The sequence below is a fragment of the Mesorhizobium sp. M7A.F.Ca.CA.004.04.2.1 genome (genome assembly GCF_004022825.1).
Taxonomy (GTDB): domain Bacteria; phylum Pseudomonadota; class Alphaproteobacteria; order Rhizobiales; family Rhizobiaceae; genus Mesorhizobium.
In genome coordinates this window covers 1-11,142 of record NZ_RZPH01000078.1, presented here as the reverse complement: position 1 = coordinate 11,142, position 11,142 = coordinate 1, and the positions used below count along the sequence as shown (strand labels likewise).

Annotated in this window: 10 protein-coding genes and 1 pseudogene; 7 read left to right on the top strand and 4 right to left on the bottom strand. The window is 62.5% G+C overall.

The genetic code is table 11. From position 1 onward, the window contains the following. The 4 genes from aroA to rpsA all read left to right on the top strand — a co-directional run. On the top strand, positions 1-1,345 hold a 1,345-nt coding region (gene aroA / locus EN893_RS05905; RefSeq protein WP_245490804.1), incomplete at its 5' end, for a 3-phosphoshikimate 1-carboxyvinyltransferase. A 10-nt stretch (positions 1,346-1,355) separates the two neighbouring features. Then, positions 1,356-2,162, top strand: a complete 807-nt coding sequence (locus tag EN893_RS05900; protein ID WP_127269105.1) for a hypothetical protein — start codon at positions 1,356-1,358, stop codon at positions 2,160-2,162. Positions 2,163-2,313: 151 nt separating this feature from the next. Next, complete coding sequence (gene cmk, locus EN893_RS05895) at positions 2,314-2,955, top strand: (d)CMP kinase (RefSeq protein ID WP_127269104.1); 642 nt, start codon at positions 2,314-2,316, stop codon at positions 2,953-2,955. A gap of 208 nt (positions 2,956-3,163) precedes the next feature. Then, positions 3,164-4,861: a 30S ribosomal protein S1 gene (gene rpsA, locus EN893_RS05890; protein WP_013528183.1), complete on the top strand. Its 1,698-nt coding sequence runs from the start codon at positions 3,164-3,166 to the stop codon at positions 4,859-4,861. Positions 4,862-4,965: 104 nt separating this feature from the next. Here rpsA and EN893_RS05885 read toward each other — a convergent pair whose 3' ends face one another. From EN893_RS05885 to EN893_RS05870, 4 genes are all read right to left on the bottom strand, one after another. Next, positions 4,966-5,673, bottom strand: a complete 708-nt coding sequence (locus EN893_RS05885; protein WP_127269103.1) for an SDR family NAD(P)-dependent oxidoreductase — start codon at positions 5,671-5,673, stop codon at positions 4,966-4,968. A gap of 185 nt (positions 5,674-5,858) precedes the next feature. Then, on the bottom strand, positions 5,859-7,436 hold the full coding sequence (locus tag EN893_RS05880; protein ID WP_127272414.1) for a 5-guanidino-2-oxopentanoate decarboxylase: 1,578 nt from the start codon (positions 7,434-7,436) through the stop codon (positions 5,859-5,861). Beyond that, positions 7,433-8,080 (bottom strand): TetR family transcriptional regulator C-terminal domain-containing protein, encoded by a 648-nt coding sequence (locus tag EN893_RS05875; RefSeq protein WP_236383290.1) that lies wholly within the window; start codon positions 8,078-8,080, stop codon positions 7,433-7,435. The genes EN893_RS05880 and EN893_RS05875 overlap by 4 nt, the downstream gene beginning before the upstream one ends. Next, positions 8,077-8,949, bottom strand: a complete 873-nt coding sequence (locus EN893_RS05870) for a dimethylarginine dimethylaminohydrolase family protein (RefSeq protein ID WP_127268707.1) — start codon at positions 8,947-8,949, stop codon at positions 8,077-8,079. Before EN893_RS05870 ends, EN893_RS05875 begins: the two co-directional genes overlap by 4 nt. 213 nt (positions 8,950-9,162) lie before the next feature. On the opposite strand from EN893_RS05870, the gene EN893_RS05865 reads away from it, so the two are divergent. The 3 genes and pseudogenes from EN893_RS05865 to EN893_RS37965 all read left to right on the top strand — a co-directional run. Continuing rightward, positions 9,163-9,978 carry an ABC transporter ATP-binding protein gene (locus EN893_RS05865; protein ID WP_127268708.1) on the top strand — a complete coding sequence of 272 codons (816 nt, stop codon included), beginning with the start codon at positions 9,163-9,165 and terminating at the stop codon, positions 9,976-9,978. A 54-nt stretch (positions 9,979-10,032) separates the two neighbouring features. Next, a complete protein-coding gene (locus EN893_RS05860) occupies positions 10,033-10,833 on the top strand; it encodes a transporter substrate-binding domain-containing protein (protein WP_023811511.1) in 801 nt (266 codons plus the stop codon). A gap of 96 nt (positions 10,834-10,929) precedes the next feature. Continuing rightward, a pseudogene (locus EN893_RS37965) lies at positions 10,930-11,142 on the top strand (ABC transporter permease); the annotation flags it as partial.

Below are 11,142 nucleotides of genomic sequence, written 5' to 3'. Positions count from 1 at the left end.
CCCCAAGCCGGCCACCGCCCGCCAATCCCCAGCCCTTTCCGGCATCGCGCGCGTGCCGGGCGACAAGTCGATCTCGCACCGTTCCTTCATGTTCGGCGGCCTCGCCTCCGGGGAGACCCGCATCACCGGCCTGCTCGAAGGCGAGGACGTGATGCGCACGGGTGCGGCCATGAAGGCAATGGGCGCGCATATCGAGAAGAACGGCGACGAGTGGGTGATCCGCGGCACCGGCAATGGGGCGCTGCTGCAGCCGGAAGGCCCGCTCGATTTCGGCAATGCCGGCACCGGCTCGCGGCTGACCATGGGCCTTGTCGGCACTTATGACATGGAGACGACCTTCATCGGCGATGCCTCGCTGTCGGGCCGGCCGATGGGCCGCGTGCTCGAACCCTTGCGCCAGATGGGCGTGCAGGTGCTGAAGGCGACACCGGGCGACCGCATGCCGATCACACTGCATGGACCGAAGCATGCCGCGCCGATCACCTATCGCGTGCCGATGGCCTCGGCGCAGGTGAAGTCCGCAGTGCTGCTCGCCGGCCTCAACACGCCCGGTATCACCACAGTCATTGAACCCGTCATGACGCGCGACCACACCGAAAAGATGCTGAAGGGGTTTGGCGCCAATCTGTCGGTCGAGACCGACGAACGCGGCGTGCGCCACATCTTCATCGAAGGCCAGGGCAAGCTGACCGGCCAGACCATCGCCGTGCCGGGCGACCCGTCCTCGGCCGGCTTCCCGCTGGTGGCCGCACTGATCGTGCCGGGTTCGGACATCACAATCGAGAACGTGCTGATGAACCCGACCCGCACCGGCCTGCTTTTGACGCTGCAGGACATGGGCGGCAAGATCGACATCCTCAACCCGCGTAATGCCGGCGGCGAGGATGTCGCCGATCTGCGCGTGCGTTACTCCGAGCTGAAGGGCGTCATCGTGCCGCCCGAGCGGGCGCCGTCGATGATCGACGAGTACCCAGTGCTCGCGGTCGCCGCCAGCTTCGCCGAGGGCGAAACGCTGATGCAGGGGCTGGAGGAGCTGCGGGTGAAGGAGTCCGACCGGCTGTCTGCCGTCGCCAATGGTCTGAAGCTCAACGGTGTCGACTGCACCGAGGGCGAGGCTTCGCTTGCCGTGCGCGGCAAACCGGGCGGCAAGGGGCTTGGCGGCCATCCCAACGGCCAGGACACGACGGTGCAGACCCATCTCGACCACCGCATTGCAATGAGCTTTCTGGTGATGGGGCTGGCGACCGAAAAGCCGGTGACCATCGACGATCAGGCGATGATCGCGACCAGCTTTCCGGAATTCATGGGGCTGATGACGGGGCTGGGCGCGGAGATTGGAGCTTGAGGGCGATAAAATGGGCGAGAGCGAGTCTGGTAAGAAGGTAGGGATAAATATCGACGTTGGCATAGGAGCCAAAGCTGAGATAAAGGCGGAAATTCCGCCCCAATCTTCCGGTCGCTTGCTAGATGCCTTGACGGATATCATCCGACCGATATCAGAGGCTCGTGGTTTGCGCGCAGATCAGATTCGGCTTCAACGGGAGGACGTTCTAGTCGAGATAGCCAAGATTGCCCGAAAGCGCCTAGACATAGAAAGCGGCCAATTTAGTCCAATTCCTAACAAGGTATTGATTCCCGCTCTCGAGAAAGCCTCTCTCGAGAGCCCTGATGATGCTGAAATGATGGAAAGATGGGCGGAGCTTATTGCCAGCGCAGCGACAGGCAGCGGGATATCCCCCCATCTCGTAAACGTACTATCTGAGCTCTCTTCAAATCAGGCTGGCCTCTTGGAGAGAATATTCTGGATAGGGAACGCGACAGATGAGAAAGAATACAAAACCGACCAGGAAGATCGGCAGTACAGAGATCGAGTAAATTCGATCGTATCAGAGGCGCCGATTATTCATCATCCCCGTAGAACGTTAATTCTTGCGGGGGCTATTCGTAGACTCATTTCGATTGATGATCCTTACGAGTCATTTTTTTATTTTGCACAATGCATTTTGCCCGGACCCGGCTCCTTCTACATGAGCGCCTCTGTATCGAGCAAAGAATTTGGCGCGTTAAACTATATGCAAGACGTTTATAATGAAGGTATAAAAGTTGATATCGCCGTACTTAGGAATTTGTCTCTAATTGAAAAAAAAGGATATTTCGTTTGAAATGAGAGATAGCACCATAGTATGCTCTGTTGAGCTGTATCGGATTTCCTCATTTGGCTATTACTTCTTAAAAATGTGCTCACATAATATTAGAGAATTCATGGACAATTCCGGAAAGAAAGACGATGAACTTCGATAAATCGGGAAAACTATGACGATAGTCGCCATCGACGGCCCCGCCGGTGCCGGCAAAGGCACGCTGGCGCGACGGCTGTCCGACCATTACCACCTCAACCTGCTCGACACCGGCCTCACTTATCGCGCCGTCGCCCATGCGCTGCTGCGGCTGGGCCTGCCGCTCGACAATGTCTCGGCGGCGGAAACCGCTGCCCGTCAGGTCGACCTGGCAAAGCTCGACCGGGCGGTGCTGTCAGCGCATGCGGTCGGCGAGGCAGCCTCGAAGGTCGCCGTGTACCCGACGGTGCGGCGCATCCTCGTCGAGAAACAACGCGACTTCGCCAAGACGCCGCCCGGGGCCGTGCTCGACGGCCGCGACATCGGCACCGTCGTCTGCCCCGACGCCGACATCAAACTCTATGTGACGGCCAGCGCCGAGGTGCGGGCACAGCGCCGGTTGGCCGAGATCGAGAGCATCGGCGGGACCGCTGATTTCACCGAGATCCTCGCCGATATCGTGCGCCGCGACGAGCGCGACATGGGTCGAGCGGACTCACCGTTGAAGCCGGCGGTCGACGCGCACTTGCTTGATACCAGCGAAATGGCTATAGAAGCCGCGTTTCTTGCAGCCATGGCGATCATAGACGACGTGCTAGCCAAGAGAGACAAGGCCTGATCCGGGTTTTCCCTCGTATTTCCGTTGTCGGAGGCGAAGAAAATACCCATATCGGGCACGAACCAGCCTGCCAGCATTCTTCATGCGCCGGAATTGCCGCTTAAAAAGCGGCCCAGGGTTTTTGTAGCCCGGAACGCCGGCAGGCCAACGCAACGCTAACCTACGGCGCCCGTCCCGCTTCTAGATGCGGGGCACTCCAGGAGAAACAATGTCAGCTGCAAATCCCACTCGCGATGATTTCGCGAGCCTGCTCGAAGAATCATTTACCACAGGCCATTCCGGCGAAGGTCAGGTCGTCAAGGGTACGATCACCGCGATCGAAAAGGACATGGCCATCATCGACGTCGGCCTCAAGGTCGAAGGCCGCGTGCCGCTGAAGGAATTCGGCGTCAAGGGCAAGGACACCACCCTCAAGGTCGGTGACACCGTCGAAGTCTATGTCGAGCGCATCGAAAACGCGCTTGGCGAAGCGATGCTTTCCCGCGAGAAGGCCCGCCGCGAAGAGAGCTGGGTTCGTCTCGAAGAGAAGTTCACCAAGGGTGAGCGCGTCGAAGGCGTCATCTTCAACCAGGTCAAGGGCGGCTTCACTGTCGACCTCGACGGCGCCGTGGCCTTCCTGCCGCGCAGCCAGGTCGATATCCGCCCGATCCGCGACGTCTCCCCGCTGATGCACAACCCGCAGCCCTTCGAGATCCTCAAGATGGATCGTCGCCGCGGCAACATCGTGGTGTCGCGCCGTACCGTGCTCGAAGAGAGCCGCGCCGAACAGCGTTCGGAAATCGTGCAGAACCTCGAAGAAGGCCAGGTTGTCGAAGGCGTCGTCAAGAACATCACCGACTATGGTGCGTTCGTCGACCTCGGCGGCATCGACGGCCTGCTGCATGTCACCGACATGGCATGGCGCCGCGTCAACCATCCGACCGAAATCCTCAACATCGGTCAGACGGTCAAGGTGCAGATCATCCGCATCAACCAGGAAACCCACCGCATCTCGCTCGGCATGAAGCAGCTCGAGAGTGATCCGTGGTCCGAGATCGGCACCAAGTTCCCGATCGGCAAGAAGATCAAGGGTACCGTCACCAACATCACCGACTACGGCGCGTTCGTCGAGCTGGAGCCGGGCATCGAGGGTCTCATCCACGTTTCGGAAATGTCGTGGACGAAGAAGAACGTGCATCCCGGCAAGATCCTGTCGACGACCCAGGAAGTCGACGTGGTGGTGCTCGAGGTCGATCCGGCCAAGCGCCGCATCTCGCTCGGCCTCAAGCAGACGCTCGAGAATCCGTGGCAGGCTTTCGCCTCTAGCCATCCGGTCGGCAGCCAGGTCGAGGGCGAGGTCAAGAACAAGACCGAGTTCGGCCTGTTCATCGGCCTCGAAGGCGACGTGGACGGCATGGTGCACCTTTCCGACCTCGACTGGACCCGTCCGGGCGAGCAGGTCATCGAAGAGTACAATCGCGGCGACATGGTCAAGGCGCAGGTGCTCGATGTCGACATCGACAAGGAGCGTATCTCGCTCGGCATCAAGCAGTTGGCCAAGGATACGGTCGGCGAAGCGGCGACTTCAGGCGAACTGCGCAAGAACGCGGTCGTCACCTGCGAAGTCATCGGCGTCAAGGATGGCGGTCTGGAAGTGCGGCTGGTCGACAGCGGCATCGAGACCTTCATCAAGCGCTCCGATCTGAGCCGTGACCGCGACGAGCAGCGCCCCGAGCGCTTCACCGTTGGCCAGAAGGTCGATGCCCGCGTCATCGCCTTCGACAAGAAGACCCGCAAGCTGCAGGTCTCGATCAAGGCGCTGGAAATCGCCGAAGAGAAGGAAGCGGTCGCTCAGTACGGCTCGACCGACTCCGGCGCTTCGCTGGGCGACATCCTGGGTGCCGCGCTGAAGAAGCAGGGCAGCTAAGCTTCGGCTGTCTGCCGCGCCTCGCGCGCGGCCTCAACAAAAACCCCGCCGGAGCGATCCGGCGGGGTTTTTCTTTGACTTGACCGACGTGAAGGGTTGGAAGGTTACGCCCTGCCGTAAAGCGGCACCAGCGTGCCGCTCATCGCCTGATTGGCCGGCGAGGCAAGGTAGGCGATGGCCTCGGCGGCGGCTTCGAGGCTGCCCCATCTGGTGACATCGGCATCCGGCATGTCGGCGCGGTTTGCCGGCGTATCGAGTGTCGACGGCGCCACGGCATTGACCAGGATGCCCCTGTGCTTCAGCTCTTCGGCCATCGCCACCGTCATCGCGGCAACCGCCGCCTTGCTGGCGGCGTAAGCGACCATGCCAGCGCCGCGCCGCGGATCGAGCCCGGCGCGCGCCGTGACGTTGACGATGCGGCCCGCCGTGTCCGACGACAGCATTGAGCGGATCGCGGCGCGGCAGCACAGGAAGGCGGTGCGTGCATTGGTGTCCATCATCTCGGCAAAGGACGCCGACTCGATCTTTTCCACCGGTGCGGCGGTGAAGCCGCCGGCCAGGTGGATTGAGCCCCACAGGCCTGGAACCTGACTGTAGAACGCTTCGACCTTGGCAGGGTCCGAGAGATCGACATTGTGCACCAACTGGACACGGTCATGCGCGGCGAAGGGAAAATGCGCTGGTGCGGCGGCATGGGCGTTGGGCACATGGCAGATCGCGCCGTCACTCAGCAGTTTGCCGACAACCGCACCGCCGAGCGCACCGGTTCCACCGGTCACGACGATATGCTTGCCTTCAAGTGTTTCCGTCATCTTGGACGCTCCTGTCATTTTTTTATCGTTAGGTCGTTTCTGTGCCGCCGACGCGAAGCGTCGCGCCTTTTGCCCCGTCACTCAATTGACATCTCGACATGGCAGTTGTCGCGTCTTTGCATGCGTCCGCCCACCGGCCGGCCGTGGTTCAGGGCGGCGAGACGGGAAATACGTAGCACCGTCCTTCAGTCAACCGTGATTTCGATGACGCGCGGCAGTCCGGTGGCCCGGGCGCGCTTCAACGCGTCCGCGAGAGCGTCGATGTCGGCAAGCCGTTCGGCGCCGATGCCATAGGCCTCGGCCAGCTTGCAGAAATCCGGCGGCGCCGGCGATACGCCGACCGGCTCGACACCGACATCGAGCATCGAGGTTTCGATCTCGCGGTAGCCTCTGTTATTCCAGACGACGAAGATGACCGGCGCCTGCGCGTCGAGTGCGGCGCCCAATTCCGGCAACGTGAACTGGAAGCCGCCGTCGCCGGTCAGGCAGACAACCGGCGCATCGGGTATCGCAAGGGCCGCGCCAATCGCCGCCGGCGGGCCATAGCCGAGCGCGCCGAAGCCGGTGGCGGCATTGAACCAGCCGCCTGGGCGGTCGTGGTCGTAATAGAGGTTGGCGGCATAGATCGGCTGCGTCGAATCGCCGACGATGAGCGCGCCCGGCAAGGTGTCGCGGATCATCTCGACGGCGCGCACCTGTGCCTGCAGTGTCGGATTGAGCTCGGCAAAGGCTGTTTTTCGTATAGCAGCGGCGCGCGACGAACCGCCCTCGCTTGCCCGGACATGGCCCGTTTCCAGAAGCAGCGCTTCGAGCGCCTCAGCGCAATCGGCCTGGATCGAAACCGTCGCCGGGCGGCGGGCAAGCTGGTCGGCGCCGATATCGATGCGGATCAGATTGGCGGGCAGGACAAAGCCGCCATCGCTGTAGCCGTCATAGTCGGTCGGGCCGAATTCGGTGCCGGCGGCAATGACCAGGTCGGCGTCGGCCATCAGCGCCCGTACCGCCTTCAGGCTGGGACTGGCCGGCACGCAAAGCGGATGACCATGCAGCAGGCCGCGCGCATTGGTGGTCTGGACGACCGGCGCTCCCAGCCGCTCGGCCAGACGCCGCAGTGGCGCTTCGGCGCGTTTGGCGCCGCCGCCGACCAGGATCAGCGGGCGGCGCGCGGCACCGATGAGTTTGGCCGCGCTGGCAATTGCGGCACCTTCCGGCGCGGGTGGGGTCACATTGCTCAGCATGGCAGCGATGCCATCCGCCGACTTGACCATGACGTCGGTCGGGATCTCGATATGCACCGGGCCGGGCCGCGCCGATGAAAACAGGGCAAAGGCCTGCGCCAGGGCACCGGGCAATTCGCCGGCCTCGGTAACGCGCTGCGAAAACAGCGCCACCTTCTCCATCATGCCGCGCTGGTCCGGCAATTCATGCAGATGGCCCAGCCCCTTGCCCAGCGTCGGCGTGGCGTTGACGCCTGATATGACCAGCATCGGTACCGAATCGGCGCGTGCCTGCCCCATGGCGGTGATGGTGTTGGTGAGCCCCGGTCCGGTGATGACAAAGGCGACGCCCGGCTTGCCGCTGGCGCGCGCATAGCCATCGGCCATGAAGCCGGCGCCCTGTTCGTGACGCGGCGTGACGTGGCGGATATTCGAGCGCGCCAGCCCGCGGTAGAGCTCGACCGTGTGGACGCCCGGAATCCCGAACACCGTGTCGACGCCATGCGCTTCAAGCAGCGAGATGAGGGCTTCGCCGAGTGTCGTCATTGGTTTTCCTCCCCGTCCGGCGCGAGGCCTAGTTCGGCCTCGACAGTCTTGATGCCGATCGCCGCCAATTCGCCGGCCGAGAACATCTCGCCGGCCAGGCAGCCTTCGATCCAGAGTCCGTCGATGATCGCATTAATCGCGATGGCATGGTGGCGCAATTGGCTTGCGTCCGGATTGCGCCGTTCGGCGGCGAGCACCTCAGCCACAACCGCCTCCACCTCATTGCGAAAACCAAGGTAGCCTTCGCGGTGGGCGTGGGCCAAGGTCGGATCCGCTCTGGCGCGGCCGATGAAGGTTGCCCAGAGCGAAAACACCCGCGCATCGATGATCGGCGCATTGAGGTTGGCGGTGACGAAAGCCGCAAGGCGCTGGCGAGGCGAGGCATTCTCCATGACCAAAGCCGCTTTCGCCTGCTCGGTCATGCGGCCCATCAGCGCTGCATAGGCTTCCTGCAGCAATTCTTCCTTGCCGGGAAAATAGTGCCGGATCAGCCCAGCGGTGACGCCGGCACGCAATGCGATGGTGCGCAAGGTGGCGCCCTGCAGGCCATGTTCCGCCACGCTGTCCAGAGTGGCCTCGATCAGATCCTGCCGCCGCCGCTCCTCGCCCTCGCGACGGAACCTGCGGCGGGATGGCATATTCATTGGCGCAGGATCGGTCGCGTCAGGCATGTCGGCCCGCCCTCGCAGGCGATGCAGAGCGCATCCGCCTCGAAGATTTCGACCGTGCAGCCGGCGGCTTCCATCGCGGCTTTGGTCTTTGGAAAGCCTGCGACGGCAATGACCTTGTGTGGGCTGGTCGGCAGCACGTTCAGGCTAAGGCCGTTGGAAGCCGCGAACTCTTCGGCGTCGCCTTCGACCAGCCGGACGTTGCGCGCCTTCAGCATCTGATAGAACGGGGCCGGCAAAAGCGGTGAATAGACCAGTGCGAGGTCGTCGGCCAGCGGGCTGATCACCGACATCAGATGCAGGCACGCCTCTTCGCCTTGCCACAGCGGCAGATCAAAGCCGTAGACGGAAACGCCCAGCGGCGTCAGCAGGTTGGAAACCTGCTGGATGCCTTCCTGGTTGGAGCGGACACCGCGCCCGATCACCAGCGTGCGGGCATCGAGCCATACACAATCACCGCCTTCGACCTGGCCAGGAACCTCGACGCGGCCCAGGATTGGAATACCCAGCCTTCGGTAGGTTTCCTCATGCAGCGAGGGCTCCCTGGCGCGCAACGGCTTGCCCATGGACAGGATCAGCGCGCCGCGATCGGTCATCAGCGACGGGTCGTGCGTGAACACCGAATCCGAAAGTCCATCCGCCGTGTCCTCGATCCATTCGATTTCGGCACCGGAAGCCGCCACCAGTTCAGCAAGGAGCGCGTGCTGCGATGCCGCTTTCGCCGGATTGAAACCCGGGCCATAGTGCCAAGCAGCCCTGTCGGCATTGCGCATGGCGTTGGCCGCCGACCGCATCAGCACGCGGCGCAGCGGCGCCGCCATGGACTGTGATCCGAAAGCGCTCATCGAAGTCCTTTTTCGCTGAAAAAAATCGAGAAAATTTCATGGAAGGCTATTTATACACTTGCACAACAAGCTCGCAAGTGCCGTAATAAGCAGGATTGACGGGCTCGCGCCGTTGGGTCCATGCTGAAGTCTGGAGCGGGGCAGTACAGCGTATATGTTGATTAGCCGGATAGACGTTCGACGAACCGCCACCGACCCTGTAGAGGTCACCCAGTGAGCGTGGTGGAAGCTGCCACAGTCCAATCCGGCAAGGCGCATGACGGCGCCGCCGAAGCCATCCACGTCGAAAACCTGCACAAGAAGTTCGGTGAGCTGCATGTGCTGAAGGGCGTCTCGCTGTCGGCGCGCGACGGCGAGGTCATCGCCATCATCGGCGGCTCGGGCTCCGGCAAATCCACCCTGCTGCGCTGCATCAACTGCCTGGAAAACCCGACCAGCGGCATCATTCGCGTCAATGGCGAGGAGATCAAGCTCAAGGCCGACAGCCACGGCCACACCATTCCGGCCGACCGCAAGCAGATCGAGCGCATCCGCTCCAAGCTCGGCATGGTGTTCCAGAACTTCAACCTGTGGAGCCACATGACGCTGATCGAAAACGTCATCGAAGTTCCCGTACATGTGCTTGGCGTCAAGCGCGATGTGGCGATCGGCGAGGCCGAGAAACTGCTCGCCCGTGTCGGTCTGGCCGAAAAGCGCGACGTCTATCCGGCCTATCTGTCGGGCGGCCAGCAGCAGCGCGCGGCGATCGCCCGTGCGCTGGCCATCAATCCGCGCGTCATGCTGTTCGACGAGCCCACCTCCGCACTCGATCCCGAGCTGGTCGGTGAAGTGCTGAAGGTGATCGGCGACCTGGCGCGCGAAGGCCGCACCATGGTGCTGGTCACCCACGAGATGAAGTTCGCCCGCGAGGTCGCGACGCATGTCGTCTATCTCTACAATGGATTGGTCGAGGAAGAAGGCCCGCCCGAGCAGATCTTCGGCGCGCCCAAATCCGAAAGGCTGAAGCAGTTCATCCGCAACATCGGCTAGAACAGGCCGGGACGGAAGAAAACCGGGAACCAACAACAAACTGGGAGTTATGAAATGAAGACCGTTCTGAAGACATTTGCCGCAGCGCTGCTGCTCGGCGTCGCAGCCATGGGCGTGGCCAAGGCCGATCCCGTCAAGATCGGCGTCGCCGCCGAGCCTTATCCGCCCTTCACCTCGCCCGATGCTTCGGGCAAGTGGGTTGGCTGGGAGATCGACTTCATCGATGCCGTCTGCGCCGAGGAGAAGCTCGATTGCGTCATTACCCCGGTCGCCTGGGACGGCATCATCCCGGCACTGACGACCAAGAAGATCGACCTCATCGTCTCCTCGATGTCGATCACCGCCGAGCGCGCGAAGACGATCGATTTCTCGGACAAGTACTATAACACGCCGACCGCGATCATCGGCCCGAAGGACCAGAAATTCGGCTCCGCCCCGGACGACCTCAAGGGCAAGATCGTCGGCGTGCAGGTTTCGACGGTGCACGCTGTCTACGCCAAGAAACATTTTGGCAGCACAGCCTCCGAGATCAAGGAATACCAGACCCAGGACGAAGCCAACAACGATCTTGCCGCCGGCCGCCTCGATGCGGTTCAGGCCGATTCCATCGCGCTTGGCGAGTTCCTGAAATCCGACCAGGGCAAGGCCTGCTGCGACCTGAAGGGCATGGTCGCTCCCGATGACGAAGTGCTCGGACCGGGCGTCGGCGCCGGCGTGCGCAAGGAAGACACCGAACTGAAGGGCAAAATCAACGCCGGCATCAAGGCGATCCGCGCCAACGGGAAGTATGACGAGATCTCGAAGAAATACTTCGATTTCGACATTTACGGCGGCGGCGGCGCGCAGTCGAACTGACGATCCTCGTATGAGCGGTGGGGTATGGCGTCAGCGCCGTGCCCCACCTGCCCGATCTTTCCCAGGCATGTTTGCCGCCGACGCAGCCGTCGGCGGTTGGCCAGCACTTCGGGGGCGACGCTGATCGACGCACTTCTTTCGGCCTCCGCGGCCGGCATCACCGAGCTTCTCTCGCCCTACCCGCCAGGCTGGGGCGGGACGCTTCTGGTCGGGCTGCTGCACTCCATCGAGATCGCGCTGGGCGCCACGTGCCTCGGCCTTCTGATCGGCACCGGCGGCGCCTATGGCAAGCTTTATGGCGGGCCGGTG

Excerpts from the sequence above, each read along its gene's own strand:
- EN893_RS05870 (WP_127268707.1), bottom strand. The coding sequence starts at position 8,949 with ATGAGCGCTTTCGGATCACAGTCCATGGCGGCGCCGCTGCGCCGCGTG.
- rpsA (WP_013528183.1), top strand. The coding sequence starts at position 3,164 with ATGTCAGCTGCAAATCCCACTCGCGATGATTTCGCGAGCCTGCTCGAA.
- EN893_RS05875 (WP_236383290.1), bottom strand. The coding sequence starts at position 8,080 with ATGAATATGCCATCCCGCCGCAGGTTCCGTCGCGAGGGCGAGGAGCGG.
- EN893_RS05900 (WP_127269105.1), top strand. The coding sequence starts at position 1,356 with ATGGGCGAGAGCGAGTCTGGTAAGAAGGTAGGGATAAATATCGACGTT.
- EN893_RS05880 (WP_127272414.1), bottom strand. The coding sequence starts at position 7,436 with ATGACGACACTCGGCGAAGCCCTCATCTCGCTGCTTGAAGCGCATGGC.
- cmk (WP_127269104.1), top strand. The coding sequence starts at position 2,314 with ATGACGATAGTCGCCATCGACGGCCCCGCCGGTGCCGGCAAAGGCACG.
- EN893_RS05860 (WP_023811511.1), top strand. The coding sequence starts at position 10,033 with ATGAAGACCGTTCTGAAGACATTTGCCGCAGCGCTGCTGCTCGGCGTC.
- EN893_RS05885 (WP_127269103.1), bottom strand. The coding sequence starts at position 5,673 with ATGACGGAAACACTTGAAGGCAAGCATATCGTCGTGACCGGTGGAACC.